Raw genomic sequence first — 17,729 nt, forward strand, 5'->3', positions numbered from 1 at the left:
ATGACAGCTCAGCGGAAGCGGGGGAAGTGCGAGGGCCGTGGCTTGCCAGCGGGCCTCGACGTCAACGGTTGGACAGGGAGGTCCTGGTGATGGCTCGACGGATTGTTTTTCGCCTTCTTGCGGCTGCCTTACTGTATTCCGCGGGCGCTCCATTGCTGCAGGGCCAGGATGACTTGCCCGAAGCATGGAGTGACGCGACGCTTTGTGACGAAGTCGACTGCGACAGTTTGGATGAATGCTGCGACGCGATGTTTCAAAGCAGCCCGCGCCGGTGCCTGACGCTGCAGGATCGGCTGCCCTCGATGATCGGGGATTTCTTTGCCGGCCCGCAGACTCGGGCGGTGGGCGATTATCGGCTGGACCGTGTGTTCGTGTTCGCCGACGATCTGGATGCTCCCGCAACACTTCCGCCGGGGGCGAACACCTTGACGATCTCCGAATCCGGGCCGGTCGGGATTTATGCGAGCAGTCTGGCGTCGGTGCAACAAGCCCAAGCGATCTTTCGCGCCAGCGGGACGTTGCCCGCAGCCAGCCTGGCCGGCACGATCGCCGGCAACGCGACGTTGACCACTACCGATACGATCTCACAAATCCAAGCCCAACTGGCTTCGACCGCACAGGCCTATGACATCATCCTGCTGCAACCGCCGCCGGGCACTTACGACACGGGCGTCCATGCGGCTTTCCAAAGTCGTAATGCGCTAACGGGGACGACCGTCTTTGACGCGAATGCGTCGGGAGCGATGTTGCAAGGCGGGACGGATTCGATGAACGGCGGCGAAGACTTGGACGCCTACTATTTTTACGACTATCTGATTCGCTTCGACACGGCGCTGCCGAGCGCGGCCAATGGCGGCGTCGGATCGATGAAGATCGCCGAGGGCGGAAGCGTGTTGCCGCAGGATCGCGTGTTCTTCAATTACAGCTATTTCGATGACGTGGTCGCGAGCAATGCGTCGAGCGGACTGAACCGGTTCACGCCCGGGTTTGAAAAGACGTTCCTGGGCGGACAGGCTTCGGTCGAGCTGCGAATCCCGTTCGCGACCGATGCGGTCAGCGATCTGACCGCGACCAGCACGGCGGTTTCCAACGGATCCAGCGCCGAACTGGGCAACATCATGCTGTACGTCAAAGCGTTGTTGTACGGCACCGACACCTATGCGTTGACCGGCGGAGTCGGATTTGGGTTCTCGACCGCGGACGACATCGCCGTCGACCTTGCCGACGGCACGCCATTATTGCGTGTTGAAAACGACGCGGTGCAAATTCAACCGTTCCTCGGATGGCTGTACATGCCGTCGCAGAAGTGGTTCGCGCAAGGGTTCACCCAATTCAGTTTTGCGACCGACGAAAACGATGTCTGGACGAACTCCGGACAAGGACTTCAAGCAGCGGGCTCATTTGACGATCCCGACTACTTCTTCTTTGATGTCGCGTTGGGATGTTGGGCCTATCGCAACGATGACGCAGCTTGCTTGTCGGGGATCATTCCGACGGTGGAGGTCCACCACACCAATTCACTCGGCGACGACGCGTCGATCGTGACCGCCGGCAATATCCAGGTGGGTAATTGGGGCGGAACGACCAGCTTGACGAGCGCGGTGGTGGGAACGACGTTTGAGTTCAAACAGCAAGGTCAGTTGACGGCCGGTTACGCCGTTCCGCTGACATCGAGCGACCGACAATACGATGGGGCGTTTCGAATGCAGTACACCCGGTTGCTGCGGTAGTGACTAACCGATTTCAGGATAGGTCCAAGGCTGGCGGTATTTTCGTCGCAGCATTCCGTTGGCTTCGTCGTCGCCGAGGATCTGCTGGGCGCCCGCATCCCAGCGGACGCTACGGCCGAGTTTCATCGACAGCATGCCCAAGAGGGCGAGCGTGGTGGCTTGGTGCCCGACGGTGATGTCGGCGACCGGGCGGCTGCCGGTTTCGATTGATCGAAGGAAATCGGCGTAGAGCAGTTTCAGGTTGTGCCCGTCGGGTTCTTGCAGCTCGGCGTCTTGGTGGATCACTTGCTTCTTGCCGTCGGCCGGGTAGAACGTCCAACCGTCGCGCCAGCCGATGTGGAAGGTTCCCTGGGTGCCGAAGAAGTAGCATCCGATGCTGGTCTGCTCCGGTCCCTGCCCGGCGAACTTGCGATGTTCCCAGGTCGCGGTGAAGGAATCGAATTCGTATGTGGCGGTTTGGTGATCGGGGGCGTCGGTCGTTTGTTCGTCGTCGTTGAGCACCGGCGTTCCGGCGATCGGTCGTCCGCCGGTGGAATGAACGCTTTTGGGGGCTTGCTGGTCGCTCCACCAGAGCATCTGGTCCAGCCAATGGACGCCCCAGTCACCGAGCGTCCCGTTGGCGAAATCCAGAAAGTGCCGGAAGCCGCCGGGATGGATCCGCCGGCAATAGGGACGCAGCGGCGCGGGGCCGCAGTACATGTCCCAATCGAGGTTTTCCGGCGGCTCGCTGTTTCGCGTCGGCTTTTCTGCTCCGCCGCGGCTGTGCACAAACATTCGCACCAACCCGATGTCGCCTGCGCCGCCGTCCTTCAGGAATTTCATGCCCGAGACGTGGTGGGGGCCGATGCGCCGATGCAGCCCGACCTGGACCAATCGATCGGCGGCTTGTGAGGCGGCGAGGACGGCTTGGCTTTCGCCGATCGTGTGGCCGGTCGGTTTCTCGATGAAAACATGTGCCCCCGCCTCGATCGCCGCCAACGCATTGAGCGCGTGCCAGTGATCCGGCGTGGCGATGATCGCAATTTCGACGTCTTCCTTTTCGAACAGCTCGCGATAGTCGCGGTAAGTCCGCGGGGTGTCGCCGGACAGGTCGGTGACTTCTTCGGCGTTGATCTCCAGTCGGTCCGAATCCACATCGCACAGCCCAACGACTTTGGTTTGCCCACCGGCCATCGCTTCACGCAGGATGTTCATCCCCCACCAACCGGCTCCGATCAGTGCCGTGCGGTAGGTCTTGTTTTTGGAGGCCGCGTGGATCTTGGGTGCCGAGGCGAGTGTCGCGGCGGCAGCGGTGCCGGTGAGGAAGGTTCGACGTTGGAGGGGCATGGGGGCGGGTTGGGAGTTGGGAGTTGGGAGTTGGGAGTTGGGAGTTGGGAGTTGGGAGTTGGGAGTTGGGAGTTGGGAGTTGGGAGTTGGGAGTTGGGAGTTGGGAGTTGGGAGTTGGGAGTTGGATGGTAGAATGATTCGGGGCAGAATGATGGGGTACCCGGAGGCGGACGCCCCAAACGGAGGCTTACGAACATCGCCCACTGGATTCGAAACCTGCCGAATCCTGGTGTAGCCGAAACGCTACCGCAGGGTTGCCCCGTCGTCTTCGGCGGCGATGCGGACGTCGTCTTCGGATTCTGCCGTGGCGTCGGTGGGCGAGGCCTGTCCGTCGATCGCTGCGATCCATTGCTTGGGATCGTTGCCATAGTCCTTGCCGATGACACCTTTCAAGCTGTTCATCGCCAGATCGATGGTGGCCGGATCACGGTCCTCCAGCGCCAGCCGCAATGACTGGACGGGTATCGTCCCCTTGTGGTTGCCCAGTGCCGCGATCGCCGAGTTCTTCACATCCAATTCGGGCGTCGTCCCCAGCGTCGACGCGAGCAACTGCGCGGCTTCCGGTTCACGCCGTTTGCCCAGCGAACGACAGGCTTCCATCTGGACTTTCAAACTTTCGTCGTCCAGCCCACGCTCGATCATTTCGATGGCACCGGGGGTTTTTAATTTTGCAGCCGCAAGGATCGACAATCGCCGCATTTCGGGGCTGGGATCGTTTTCCAGGATGCGATCCAAGTGGGGCGCCCACTTCGCCTGTTCCTTGTCACTCATGTCGCCGATTTGGCCGGCCAGCGATGCCAGCTCTTCACGTCGCTCGTGATCGGTGACCCCCAATTCGCGGTCACGCTTCCATTCCCGCATCGAATAATACGGGTTGATCCGTTTCAGACCGTACAACGGCCCGTCGTGACATCCACACGCCAATACGCAGAGGACTGCGGCGATGCCGCCGCAGGTGAGATTGCGTAAGCGATGATGTTGCGTCATGTCAGTCAGCGGGGTTGGTTGAGAGGGCATTCCGTTTCCAGAACCACGGTTTTGACGGGAATGTATCGGTGACGGCCAGGCGGCTCGTGCACGCGTGGAGCATCGAACCTTGGGACTTATCAAAGTCAAGGCGGGCTCGCCAAGACCACTTCCCGATTCACTCAGGCCCAGTCACTCAGCAACGGCGCCCACCAGTTCATCCGGCCGCTGTCGGATCATGCGAAACGGCAACAGTGTCGTGTCGACCAGAAACTTCACTCCGGAATGCAAATTGGTCAGGATCCCATTCGAAAGCACTTGGTCGGATCTGCCGCAGCGTTCGAGTGCGGCGTCTTCGAAATACAACCGCCGCCGCGCGTAGGTGGTGATCGATTCGAGTTCGTTCTGAAGGTGACCCTCCGCAGCGGTCATCCAGCGAACGTCCGGCGCTGTGGAACCCGGGCGTGAAACATCGGCCGACGTCGACAGCCCCGAGAGTTGGATCTGTGACATCGGTTTGGACAATCGGGTGAATCCACCGGCTTGGGCGGCGTTTTCGCGGATGTCATCTTTCGGGCTGGATGCATCTTGCAAGATTTCGACTTGCGATTGCTCCGCTGGCGACGGCTGGCTGACGTCGTCGACCTGGACGGGTGAAAGTCGCAGCGGGTCGCCGGCGTCCTGGCCGACCACGCTGGAGCCGACGGCCAAAGTGACGATCAGTGCGAGCGTCTGCGTTTTCATGGCGAAACGGGGTAGCGAGGCGATTCGGCGGCGGTTTTGGGGCCGCGACGTGTTCTAAACGCGAGCGTGCAGACCGTGACGTTTTGCCACGCTCGCATGCTGGGCAGGTTGAAAGCCTATCCCTGTGGTTTTTCGACTACGGTTGCCGGCGGCTGCTATTAAAATCGGTATCTCCGGAAGATTTTCGCCTAATTAACAAGCCGGATGATTGCGGCCTCTCGGTCGCGATCGTGCTTGTCGTCTGTCCGGTGTGCCGAGATTGTCTGATTTGCGCAGAGTCAAGGGCTGTTCGTGACCCCCTTCAACGCCCCCATCCACGCCTCGCCGACGTCCCTGGATCGTTCCCCACGTCCGCGGCTGGCCGCTGCGCTGCGTCAGACGACGCCGGTTTGCGGCGACGACTGGGGCGGCAAGCGATGGAGCCGTCAAAGTTGGGGGGGGATCTGGGAGCGAATCGCTGAATCGCTCGACGGCTTGTTCTCAAGGTGGCAGAGTCAACAGCATGATGTCAGCCCGACGCGTGAGCGATTCGTGCCACGACTGACGCCGTTGGAGCCGCGGATCGTCCTCAATGCCACGGCGGAACTCTCGGCCGCCAGTGGGCTGTTGATTTTCGGCGATCTGGCCAACGACGAAGTCCACCTGCAAACCGTTGGGGCCGGAGATGAGATCCAGCTGACCGACGGCAACGGCACGGTGATTCCGATCAGCGGCCACACCGGCGGCGCGACGGGCGATCCGAGCGATCCGCTGGCGGTTTCCGAGATTGCCGGCGGCCAAGTCACAATTGATCTGGGTGGCGGCGACGATCTGCTGCGAATCGAATTGCCCGATGGAATCAATTTGGACGTGGTCGACGGTGGCGGCGATGACCGCGTCACGTTGGAATTCCAACCGGTCACGTCGCCTTCACCGGCAACCGACATCGACATCACTGCCGAAACGATTGAGCTGTCACCGAGCGGCACGTCGATTCAATTTGCCGACCGCGACGTGACCCTGAATGGCGGCGTGCGGATCGGGGCCGCCCCGCCAAGCGGACTGACGCAGATCGACGTCGGTTCGGGGGCCTTCAACGTCGATGGAACGGTCACGTTGGACGGCAGTGTGCGTTTGATCGGCGGATCGGGCGAGGTGGATTGGCGGGACGCGATCACCAGCGCGTCGTCGGACAGCACCCGTTTGTTCATTGAATTTGATCCTAGTGCTGACTCGTTGATTCGCATCGGGCAATTGGACGCCTCCGACGGCAGCTTGGTCGACGACGTGCGTGTCGCCGGTGCGACCGAAGTTGAACTTTTGGGTGACGTTGAAATCCGGGGCACGTTGTCGCTTGACGCGATGGACGCAACCACGTTGCAGGGGGACGTTTCGGCCGGGACCATCAATCTGCGTTCGAACCAGATCCTCGCCAGCGGAGCGGTCGTCGCCGAGACCGGATCGATTGTGATGGTGGCGACCGATCAACTGTCGATCACCGGCACCGTGGACACCTCGGCTGCGGGCCTCGACGGCAGTGTGTCCCTGAACGCGCCGAACGTATTGCTCAGCGACGCGTCGATCACATCCGCCGGCGGCAATGTGCTGTTGGGTGGCAATTCGAGTCTTGTCGGTGAGGTGCTGATCCAGACCGGATTGGGGGCAACGGTCGCCGGCGACGTGACTTGGTTCGGCCCGGTCGTCTCGGATGCATCCATGGCGGCGGGGCGACTGACCATCGATGCAACCGGATCGTCCCAGGGCGGGTATGTCGACATTCGCGGAAACGTCGGCGGATTCTCACAGGCGGGCGCCCCGGATTTGGCCGCGTTTGTCGTCGCGGCGGATGAGTTGGACGTTCGCGACATCTCCGTCGATGGCGGCGATGTCGTGCTTTCCGCCGATCAACTGCGACTGTTCGGCGCGTCGATTCGTTCGTTCGACACGTCGGCTGGCGTCGGAGGCAATCTCGAACTGACCGGCGATGTCGTGTTTCAGCAAGCGTTGTCGCAGCTGACGGCGGACCAGGACTTGCTTCTCGATGGCGATCTTCGCACGCTCAACTCCGACGATCAGGTCTCGCTGTCGGCCGGTGACGCACTGACGCTGCGGGGCACATTTTCCGGCGGCGATCGATTGTCGCTGGAGGCTCAAGCCGCGATCCGCTTGGACGCCGACTTGACCGATTGGCAAGACATCACGCTGGCCGCGGGCGGAGGAACTCAGGTCGTCGCCGCGGCGATGTCAACGCGGCAAATTCTGGCCGACGGTTCCGTGACGTTTCAAAACGCGGTTGAGTTTGAAACGGACACGCTGCTGCGATCGGCCGACGTGCAATTTGATCCATTGATTTCGGTCCAGCCGGATCGCGTCGTCCAGCTCGATGCCATGTCCATCGTTTCCCAGGACGTGGTGGGAATCGAAAAACACGGCGACGGCACGTTGGTTGTCGTGCATGACACCACCTCCGATGCGGATTTCGTCGTCATCGGCGGAACGCTGCGCGTCGACGGAAGCATCAGCGGCGACGCAACGGTCGATGTCCAGGCCGACGGTGTACTCTCCGGCAGCGGAACGATCTCCGGTGCCGTCACGATCAACGGTGGCAGCTTGGCGCCCGACGGGTTCACCAGCGGCGCGGCAACCGGGCAGCCGCAATTCGGTTCATTGACTCTCGACCGCGATGCCGTGTTTGTGGTCGACGTCGACGGGCCGAGCGCCGGCGATGCGTTCGACTCGGTCGGTGTCACCGACCAGCCGATCGATCTGGGCGGCGCATTGTTGCGGTTGGACATTACCACTGCCTTGCCCGGTGACACCGAATTGCTGATCCTGCATAACGATTCGTCGCAATCGGTGATGGGGCGGTTTTACAGCGAGTTCGACGCGGACGGAAATCGTTTGGCGACGCCGCGTGAATTGTTCGAAGGGGCACGCATCTTGACCCAGTTCGGTCCCGGGGCGGACGCGGTGCCGGCGTTCATCACCTACTTCGGCGGCGACGGAAATGACGTCGCGATCGTGACCGCGGGGGATCACGTGCAGACGGTCGACAAGGTGACGCTGGTCGACCGAAACGGCGTCAACTTGGAAATTCGCAGTGGTGATTCGTTCGCCGATGCACAGACGGCCACCCCGACGATTCGCCCCATCGCCGGAATGAATGGTGGCACCTTGATCCTTGATGCCACCATCGACCAGTCACAGCTGTACATTGACGTCGACGGTTTCGTCGGAACCGGCGCCACACCGCTGCACTTTGATGCCGACATCGTGTTTGACACCTCCCAAGTGATGGGTGATGGTGCGGTCTGGATGATCGACAGTGATCGCGGCAGTGTGGATTCGCCCAAACAGTTCGACATCGTCTATCAAACCGCCGGCGAGCTGCGTTTGACTGCCCGGCATGCGCCGTCGTTCGCGCCGGACTACGACGTCACGTTGATCGGCGTCTCCCAAGTCGATTTGCAACTGCCGACGTCCGTTCTGTCGGCACGACTGACCGCTGCGGACGATCAACTGGTCGTTCAGCCGGACGCGGATCCGTCGATGAGCCGGTGGCAGCTGACCAGCGGCGGTCTTTCGGGCGAGCTGACTTTCGAAGCTCCGGCGGACGGTCTGTCGATCGATGGCGGCGGCGGGGACGACCGGTTGCAGTTTTCCGGATTCAGCCAGGACTTCCGTGCTGTGCCCGTCGTTGTCGGCGGTTCGGGCAATGACCAGCTGATCTGGGACGCCGATTTCCAGTTCGGTTCGCCGGGCGTCGTCCGGGGGATGCGGCTGGAGGCCGAATCGGTGACGATCGATGGTGATTTGACACTCGTCGGCGGCGGTGATGTTCAAATTGTTGCCGACGACCAGCTGGTCATCCGTTCGATCGTCGATGCATCCGACGGACACGTGGTGATCGATTCGGATGCCCCGATCAGTGATTTGTCGCTCGCCGACCTCCGCAGCGCCGCGACCGACGACGCCGTGTCCTTGCACGGCGGTGACTATCGACTCGGACAGATCTCGGCCCCGGCGGGCACATTGGTGCTCGGTCGTAGCGATGGGCTGGGCGAGATCGGGTCGGTTGAACAAGCCGCGGGGGCCAAGATCGACGCGGCGCGGGTCACCGCCGTCTCCAGCGGCGATCTGGACCTGGGATCGATCACCAACGCCATCGGTGAGGTTGATTTGTCGGCGGCCCAGGCGGTTGTGGTTCGCGATGGGGCGGACGACTTGCTTGTGTTCGTTTCTGCCGCTGACGCGATCGACGTTCAAGTCGCCGGGGATTTGAGATTGGGGTCGGCGGTGACCACGGGCGGTCCGGTGACGCTGGTCGCCGCAGGCAACGTCGTTGCGGAACCCGGGCAAGGGAGCGTCAACGTCGCCGGCGACGTCGTGTTGATTGCGGCCGGGGAGTTGTATCCGGGACAATCGAACATGCCCGGCGCCGTCGCCTCGATCGGTTCGGCCGCGGTTCCCATCAACGTCGTCGCGCGACAATCCTTTTCTGCCACCACGTCTGGGACTGGGGGATCAATCTTCGTCGCCAGCGACGACTCTTCGGGAATTCCGTCCGCCACCGGAGCACTTCCGATTGGATTGGTCGATGCCGGCGACGGGCGTATCCAGATCGACGCGGTCACGATCGACGATGCGGATTCTGATAACGGAATCGACTTGATTGGGCGTGAAATTCTGTTGAACGCCCGATCCGGCATCGGTGCCGCGGACACGCTGAAGGTGACCGGTTTGTCGGACCTGCAGGCCGTGACGGACCAGGGTGCGATTCGATTGGATATCCGGGCCGACGGCACCGTCACACTGTCGCGTGTGTTCAGCGGCGGCGCCGGTGAGATCTTGATTCGACACGCCGGCGATGATCGGTTGAGTGTCGGACAAGTCACGAATGCCGACGGCGACGTGAGCGTGTTGACCGAATCCGCGTCGATCGATGTCTTGTCCCAGCCCGCCGGCGCCGCGCTGTCGGCCGCCGGGGCCGGGGACATCCTGCTGCAGAACCTGGTCGGGCAATCCGACATCACCGTCCGCGGCGAGATCACCAGCGATCAGGGCGACGTGACCCTCGCCGCTCGCCGAAACATCGTGTTCACGCCCTCAGGAAACTTAACGTCGACCGATGGCAGCGTTCGTTTGACGGCGGGCAACGCGGCGGATTCACAGGCTAGCACCATCGCGCTACAAGACGGTTCCTGGATCGATGCGGGCCGCGGTACGGCATTCTTGCAGGTCCCCGGAAATCTATTCGTCTCCTCGGTCCGCTCGGCGGCCGACGGGCTGGCGATTCAAATCGAATCCGCGTTCGGATCGCTCGTCGATGCCGGCGATCAACACGTCGACCTGGTCGCAGAATCGGGACGCGTTCAAATCGAAGTCGCCGACGGCATCGGCGACGGCAACGCGATCGAAACCGAAATCAAAGAGCTGGTTGCGACCGTTCAACAAGCGGGTGTGTTGGAGATCGCCGAAGGAGCAAGCATCGAGTTGGTCGACGTGCGGACCAGCGACGGACGCATCGAGATCGTTGCGACGGGGGACATCGTGGCCCATCAGGTGCGTTCCGAGAACGCCAGTGGCCTGGATGGCGACGAGCACCGTGATGTGCGACTGGTCACAACGGCCGCCGACAGCGACATCATGGTTGGATCCATTGTCGCCGCGACCCGCAGTACATCACTGGACCAAGACAACGTCACCGACGTCGATCTCGTTGCCGGCGATGATGTGCTGTCCTTCGGTGCCGACTCGTTGGTGGTCGCAGACGATTTGAGCGTCACCAGCGGCAACGCGACCGGCGACGGGAGCGATGCGATTCGGCTGGTCACCAACGTCAATGATTTGGTGCTTCGTGTCGACGGCATCACACGTGGTGACGCACAGATCCAAGAACTCGATTCGATCCGGTTGGCGTCGTCGGATCGAAACGATGATCGCGAAGTCCTCTCGACGACCAACGGAGAAATCCGTATTCACGCGGGCGATTCCATTCGAGTTTCCGATGCAATGCTCGTTGCAGACCTGGACTCATTGCAAGGTGACGAAGAGATTGTCGCGGGCGGAGCGAATGGTCGAATTCGGTTGCAGGCCGAGCGGTTGATTCACTTGGGCGACCTGGTGCAGATCGATGCCGGGCAAAGCAGCGCCGGTGCGGTGATGATCGATGCGCCGGAGATCGTTCTGGGGCGAGACTTTCAAATCGAAACCGGCGGCGGCGTCGGTGTGGCCAGGATCTTTGCCACACGACCGCGGGACGGGCTCAGCGATACCGCGTTCTATGATGCGACCACGGTCACGACGAATCGATTGGAACAAGCCGCGGTCAACGATGCGACGGGCGTGTTGACGGTGCAAATCGGCAACGAAGGCGAACGCGGGCTTACAATCAACATCGACTGGGGCGCCGCGACACAGCGGTTCCAGCAAATCGATTCGCTGAGCGGTGACGCGCCGCCGTTGCAAGTGGAACATCTGTATTTGGAGCCGGACATTTTGGATTCAAGGTTCAACGGTCGAACGTCCGCAACCGACCCGCTGCAGGTGCGGTTTTCGGTTCGGCATCACGAATCCATTCTGGTGACCGGTCAAACGATCCAGCAAGCCGACAGCGAGGTTCAATTGGTCGAGGGCGAATTGATTTCCTCGACCGACAACCCGCTGACCGCAGACGGGCCGCAAACGCCGGTCCTGGAAAACGGCACCGCCCAATTCATCATCCCCTCGCTGACGATCCCGGTCGCCTTCTTTCCGGTGCGCGACGTGATTCCGACCATCGAGCAAGCCCCCGTCGTCGTCAGCAGCGAACAGACCTTCGTCGTTTTGGGTGGATCGATGGAAACCACCGAGGTCGTCGCGTCGACCACGATCGTCCGGGAAGAGTACTTTCAAATCCGCGTCCGTTCGCCCGATCCACAGGCCGACGACCTGGTGCCGCCGACGCGTTTGCCGGACGACATCATCAGCGGCGATCAGCTGAAAAAACTGTTCGAATCACTGCCCGATGGCCGCTATGAAATTCAATATGTGCTCGGCGACGGGAACGTGCGTTCGATCTTGAGCGTGGATCTTCGTGACGGCAAACCGATTCTGCCCGGCGATGCCCCCGACGGAGGCGCCTTGCGACTGGTGCCGGTCGATCCCGACGCCGATCTGGAAGATCGTGACGAACAACAAGATCAAGACGCTCAGCAACCGGGCGAATCCGGCCCGGATCCGAATCAATCCTCCAGCTTCGACCCCTCTCGGCCGCGAACGGATCACGCCGATCGCGTTGATGTTCCGCCCCCGTCAGACATCAACCGGGATGACCGATTTTCCGTGGCAGGGCGTTTCCGAGCTCGTCTGCAACCGTCCGGCCCGCCGACAAGCCTGCCGACCGAACGGGGGGCAATCCAGTGACCGACCCCTTTGAGAATGACGACGAAAACAAACCGGATGACGAAAACGGCCCCGAGGATACTCGGCCGGATTCCGATCACGGCGGCGGGCCAGACCCGATTGAAGAACCAGACCCGAACAAAGAACCAGACCCGAACGAAGAAACCGTCCAATGGTCCGAGTCGCCGGATCAATCGACGGTGGACATTCCGCCGACCCCTGGCCAGTCCACGCGGATCTTTGCCGGCGGTCAACGCGGTCATTCGGCCGCCAACGATGCGACTACCGATACACTCGATGCCGAATCGATTCATGCGACGCGTGCGGACAACCGCGACTCCGCCGACCTGACGACACCGATCGAAACCGATGGCAGTGGAGGTTCGCAGCCGATCGATGCGCCGATTGATGCGACGATTGATGCCATCGATGTGACCGTACCGATGGACGCGCCGGACATTCGGCTGCCGCCCGATGCGCGGGACGATCAGGACACGTTGGATCCTGCGGACGCACCCGATCCGTCGCCCCCCTCGGTGATGCACAGCCGTGACATTTCCCAAACGATCAATCCGCGTGAATTGAGCAAAGAGGACGCGGCGTTTTGGGGGTCGGCTGCGATCGGTGCCAGCAAGGCCAATCGTTCGCAGCCGACGAAGCTTCGCCCGGCGGTGGAGCGGTCGATCCACGAAACGAAGTTGCACATCCGCGAGCGCGATCTGGCGATTCCGACCCGCGACCCCGACGCGCCTTCGGACTATCGACTGATTCGATTGCTCGGACGCGGTGGGATGGGCAACGTCTATGTCGCCCGCCAATCGTCATTGGACCGGATGATCGCTGTCAAAGTGATCAAGCCGCTCCCTAAAGAAAAGCGACAATCGCTGCGCCAGTCCGGCCGGTTGGATGCGGTCGAACGGGAGCGGCGACAACAATTTCTTTCCGAAGCGGTGGTCACCGGCGATCTGGATCACCCCAACATTGTCCCCATCCACGACATCGCCGTGGCGGCCGACAACACGTTGTTTTACGCCATGAAACGCGTGGTCGGAAAACCGTGGCTGAAAACGATCCACGAGAAAACACGCGACGAGAATCTGGAAATTTTGCTGAAGGTCTGCGACGCCATCGCGTTTGCGCACACCCGCGGCGTGATTCACCGCGACATTAAGCCCGAAAACATCATGCTGGGGGATTTCGGCGAAGTCTTGGTAATGGATTGGGGACTGGCGATCGCCCAGCCGGAATTCGAAAAGAAGCAGTCGATCACCTTCACGGCCGGGCTGGGCGGAACACCCGCTTTCATGTCCCCCGAAATGGCTCTCGGTCCGGTCGACGCGATCGGCCCGCACAGCGACATCTATCTGCTGGGCGCGACGCTGTACTACATCGTCACCGGTCATGCGCCGCACCAGGCGGCAAACGTGACCCAATGCATCCGCAAGGTCGCCGACAACGAAATCCAAGACGTCTCGCCGCAGCACCGCGGCGAACTGATGGACATCGCCCTTCGCGCGATGGCGACCGAACCGAAGGATCGCTATGAATCGGTCCAGGCGTTCCAACAAGCGATCCGCTGCTACCGATCACACTCCGAAAGCATCGCCATCTCCACGGCCGCCGAAAAGGAGTATCAACACGCCAAGCAGACGTCGCGTTACGAATCCTTTTCGCGGGCCGCCCACGGTTTCGAACAGGCGCTCAACCTTTGGGACGGCAATCAAGCCGCCGCCTCAGGACTCGCCCGCTGTCGCATCGATCACGCAGCCGCTGCCTACGACAACGGCGACTATGACTTGGGGTTGTCGCTGCTCGATGCGAGTAACTCCGATCACCTGGAACTGATCGAAAAGCTGAACGAAGGCCTGCGGCAGCGCGAGCTTCGTTCGGTCAGGTTGCAATTATTCCGACGTCTGGTCGCCGCCAGCGTGCTGTTCATTCTGGTCGGCGGCAGCATCGCTCTGTACGTGATCAACGACAAACGCAATGAAGCCAACGAGCAACGCGAAATCGCCGAGACCGCACGCAAGGTTGCCGAAGAGCAAACGCAGATCGCGACCGAGCAACGGGACCGGGCGATAGCGTCGGAGGAACTGGCAGCCGACCGGCTGGCCGAAGTTCAGAAGAAGAACGCCGAGGTCGAACAGCAGAAGGGGATCGCCGTAGCAAACTTGCAACTGGCGATCAAAGCCCGCGCCGACGCGGAAATCAACGCACAAAAAGCGAAGGAACAAAAGGAGATTGCAGACCAAAACGCCGCCGATGCACTCCGCCAGCAACAGCGGGCCGAAACGAGCGAGCAGGCCGCGCTGGTGGCCCTTCAGCGGGCACGCTACGAGTCCTACCTGTCCCAGATCGGGTTGGCGAAAGCACGCGTCGACGGGAACGAATTCGACGACGCACGCTTGATCTTGAAAGCGATTCGTCAGGCAGCTCCGAAGGATCCGCCGACGTGGGAGTGGCGTTATCTGTGGCAACTCGCCAATCAGTCGCGCGATGAAGTTCGCTTGGAGGCCGGTGTCATCGACTTGGCCGTCACGTCCAACCGCCGGTCCGCCGTCGTGGTCTGCAACGACGCCTCGGTGCACCGGTCGAATTTGGAACGTACCCCCGGCCCGACCTGGATTCGCAAGGACCTGGACGCCACTTGCGTCGACATCGCCGATGACGAACGCTGGATCGCCGTTGGAACAAAAGCCGGCGCCGTCCTGGTGGTCGATCCGCTGACCGGGCAAACCGTCCGCCAACTGGACGGACATGATGCAGCGGTGACCGATTTGATATTCCTGCCGGACGGAAGACTGGCGACCGCATCGTCCGATCGAACCATTTCGCTGTGGGATCCGAACCAGCCGCAACGTGTTGCCCAGGGATGGCATATCGCGCCGGTCGTCGCCTTGGCGGCCCACCAATCCACCGCCGGCGATCCGCCGACCCTGGTCGCCTCGGTCAGTGATGGAAAGACGGGGCGTGTGGTGGCGTGGCGATTGCAAGAGGACCAGTTCGGCCGGATCGGTGAATTCTCCCAACATCCCTTCCCGGTTGTGTCTTTGGCCCTGTCGGCCGACGGGCGACTGGCCGCATCCGGCGACACCCGCGGAAACGTTTACGTGTGGCGCCCGCAACGATTGCGTCCGACCGATTTCGAGACCGCGATCAAGAAAGCCATCACCTCGATCGACGACCCGGCCGATTCGCCGACTCAATTCACGGCCACCGACAATCCACGGGAAGCCGTCGTTGCAAACTGGACCGCCCACCCCGATGCCATCGGCGTGATTCGATTCGATGATGCCGATGAAACCTTGTTGACCGGGTCGGACGACTACACGATCCGGGCCTGGAATCTGGCCGATCAATCGCTGCGATACACGCTCCGTGGGCACGGCGGTTGGGTACGCGGACTGGAAACCACGGCCGATGCGAGCGGGGCCGGGGCCATCGTGTCCGGATCGGTCGACCGAACGGTCCGGGTGTGGGATTGTCCGGCGCGCGGGTCGCTGGCGCCGGACCAGGACGAATCTGCCGACGGTACCGCGAAGTACGAGACACGATTGCACCAAGATGAAATCCTGGCGGCGCGGCTGGAGGCGACCGGATCGCGTCTGATTTCTGCCAGTCGCGACCACACCGCCAGAATCCTCGGGATCGATCGCACGACGATGACGTTTCGCGAGATCTCGCGGTTCAACATCAAAGAACGCGCCCCGGGGGAACTGAACGAAGGCACCGAGTTCCTGGCGATGTCGGCACAGTTGGACGCATCGGGGCAGCGTTTGTTCGTCGGTAGCGCCGATGCGACGATCCGGATTTGGGACGTCGACTCCGGCACCCAACTCGGTTCCCTGACGGGGACGGGAATCAACAACGCCTTCGCGCTTTCGCGTGACGGCCGACGATTGCTGTCCGGTTCCAGTCGCCCCGATGCCAAAGCGTTGTTGTGGGACGTGGATCCCTCCGGCGGCGTCCCGACGATTCTGCATCGCTTTGCCGCCGGCCAGCAGGCCGTCACCGCGTTTGCGATCTCGGGCACCGGGGCGATCGCCATCACGGGGGATCGCGGCGGCCGTTTGATCGTTTGGGACGCGACCACGGGCCGACCGGTCGGCCAACCGGTCGATCTGTTGCGCGGCCATCGGATCAACGAACTCGCAATTTCCCCTGACGATGCATCACTTTGGGTGGCCAGTGACAACGGCCAATTGGTGGAGATCGATCTCCAATCGCGGCAAACGCGTCGTCGGCTGGAACACGACGGATTTGTGACCTCGGTTTCCTTGTCGCCGCGCGGTGACCAGGCCGTCACGCTGTCCGCCCAAACGACGCGCGATCGATTTGTGACGACGGCGACCTGGTGGGATTTGGCGACTGAGCAGAGTCGCCGACTGGATCAAGTGGAAGCGGAACTTGACGTCGACGGCCAGACCTCCGGCGACCATCCCCACCTGACCTCGGCTCGATTCGGCGACCGGGGCAGCGAAGTCGTGATTTGCCGCCAAGCCCTCGGCGGACGCGGCGGGCGAGTGACGATGGTCGATCTGGCCGGCAAGCAAACCAAGTCCTTCGATCTGCCGACTGCGATCGGTGCCCCCGAGGCGGGACTGCTATCGGGAAACGATCACTTGATCACGCTCAACGGCGAAGCGGCGTTTCGCTGGTCGATCCGCGCGATGGAGCATCAGAAGAGTTATCGCCCCCATGCATCGGTCGTCGATGCCTGCTTCACCCCCGACGGCAAGTACGCGGCCACGGCCAGTCGTAGTGTGCGTTTGTGGAAAACGGACACCGGGGCCGCGATCGACAAATTGGAAAACCCACACCCCGGCGCGATCACGGGGATGGACATTGCCAGCCGCATCGACGGGCGCGGCTACCGGATCGTCACATCGGGCGCCGGCGCGGTGGCCCGACTGTGGCGATGGAAAGATCCCGAAAGCGGGTTCGATCTGGAACGCGAATTCGGAATCGAGGGAACCGAGGTCATGCACGTCCGGTTCGCTCCCGACGGAGACGCGTTGTTGCTGGCCGGTGCCAATGGATCGATCCAAGTGCGGCCTCTCGATGGCGCTGCGGCGACGTTTGGGTGGAGCCTACCTGCCGGGCTCGCGCCGACTTGCATCGCCTTTTCGGGCGATGGCCGTTACATCGCCGTCGGCGCGTCGGACAAAACCGCCTGGTTGATCGAGATGTCTGGCGGAAAGGATGCCAAACCACGTGTGATGCGCGGTCATGCCGATCGCATCGAATCGATTTGTGTCGTCAGCGATGGTTCCAGCCCGATCCGCGTGCTGACGGCATCCCGCGACAAATCGGCACGCGTCTGGGATCCGCGTCTGTCGGTTCAGCAAGACGACCTGTCCGCGGCATCGGACGTGATTTTCGGTCGCGAAGTCCTGGCCCTGCGGCGTCACACCCAAGGCGTCACCGCGATCGATCGCAGCACCGACGGCGACCTCGTCATCACCGCCGCCCGCGACGGCAACGTGTTGCTGTGGCCAGCCCCCGACGCCCGGCCGATCGACAATGACGTCCAACCGTAGCAGAACTCGCCAAGAGTTACGCTGCATGAGTCGCCGAAAGTCTTTGTGGCTTGGGGAGTCG

General features: G+C 61.9%; 6 protein-coding genes. 3 read left to right on the forward strand and 3 right to left on the reverse strand.

Going from position 1 to position 17,729, the window contains the following annotated elements; genetic code table 11:
• Positions 1-89 precede the first annotated feature (89 nt).
• Complete coding sequence (locus H1B37_RS01535) at positions 90-1,730, forward strand: hypothetical protein (RefSeq protein ID WP_182864854.1); 1,641 nt, start codon at positions 90-92, stop codon at positions 1,728-1,730.
• A 3-nt stretch (positions 1,731-1,733) separates the two neighbouring features.
• Here the strand turns inward: H1B37_RS01535 and H1B37_RS01540 are convergent, their stop codons facing one another.
• The 3 genes from H1B37_RS01540 to H1B37_RS01550 all read right to left on the reverse strand — a co-directional run bounded on the left by H1B37_RS01540 (position 1,734) and on the right by H1B37_RS01550 (position 4,766).
• Complete coding sequence (locus tag H1B37_RS01540; protein WP_182864855.1) at positions 1,734-3,056, reverse strand: Gfo/Idh/MocA family protein; 1,323 nt, start codon at positions 3,054-3,056, stop codon at positions 1,734-1,736.
• A 243-nt stretch (positions 3,057-3,299) separates the two neighbouring features.
• Positions 3,300-4,073, reverse strand: coding sequence for a HEAT repeat domain-containing protein (locus H1B37_RS01545; RefSeq protein ID WP_286177307.1), 774 nt, complete (start codon positions 4,071-4,073; stop codon positions 3,300-3,302).
• A 141-nt stretch (positions 4,074-4,214) separates the two neighbouring features.
• Positions 4,215-4,766 carry a hypothetical protein gene (locus H1B37_RS01550; RefSeq protein ID WP_182864856.1) on the reverse strand — a complete coding sequence of 184 codons (552 nt, stop codon included), beginning with the start codon at positions 4,764-4,766 and terminating at the stop codon, positions 4,215-4,217.
• 291 nt (positions 4,767-5,057) lie between these two features.
• Here H1B37_RS01550 and H1B37_RS01555 point away from each other — a divergent pair, with 291 nt between their 5' ends.
• Both H1B37_RS01555 and H1B37_RS01560 read left to right on the forward strand, forming a co-directional pair.
• Entirely contained in the window at positions 5,058-12,149 is a 7,092-nt protein-coding gene (locus H1B37_RS01555) for a hypothetical protein (RefSeq protein WP_182864857.1), read from the forward strand.
• Complete coding sequence (locus H1B37_RS01560) at positions 12,146-17,668, forward strand: protein kinase domain-containing protein (protein WP_182864858.1); 5,523 nt, start codon at positions 12,146-12,148, stop codon at positions 17,666-17,668. Before H1B37_RS01555 ends, H1B37_RS01560 begins: the two co-directional genes overlap by 4 nt.
• Positions 17,669-17,729: the final 61 nt, after the last annotated feature.

Origin of the sequence: Stieleria mannarensis (assembly GCF_014154935.1) — a bacterium.
GTDB lineage: Bacteria > Planctomycetota > Planctomycetia > Pirellulales > Pirellulaceae > Stieleria > Stieleria mannarensis.

What these genes read in the sequence shown, in the direction of transcription:
- H1B37_RS01540 (WP_182864855.1), bottom strand. Translation starts at nt 3,056, where the DNA reads ATGCCCCTCCAACGTCGAACCTTCCTCACCGGCACCGCTGCCGCCGCG.
- H1B37_RS01535 (WP_182864854.1), top strand. Translation starts at nt 90, where the DNA reads ATGGCTCGACGGATTGTTTTTCGCCTTCTTGCGGCTGCCTTACTGTAT.
- H1B37_RS01550 (WP_182864856.1), bottom strand. Translation starts at nt 4,766, where the DNA reads ATGAAAACGCAGACGCTCGCACTGATCGTCACTTTGGCCGTCGGCTCC.
- H1B37_RS01545 (WP_286177307.1), bottom strand. Translation starts at nt 4,073, where the DNA reads ATGCCCTCTCAACCAACCCCGCTGACTGACATGACGCAACATCATCGC.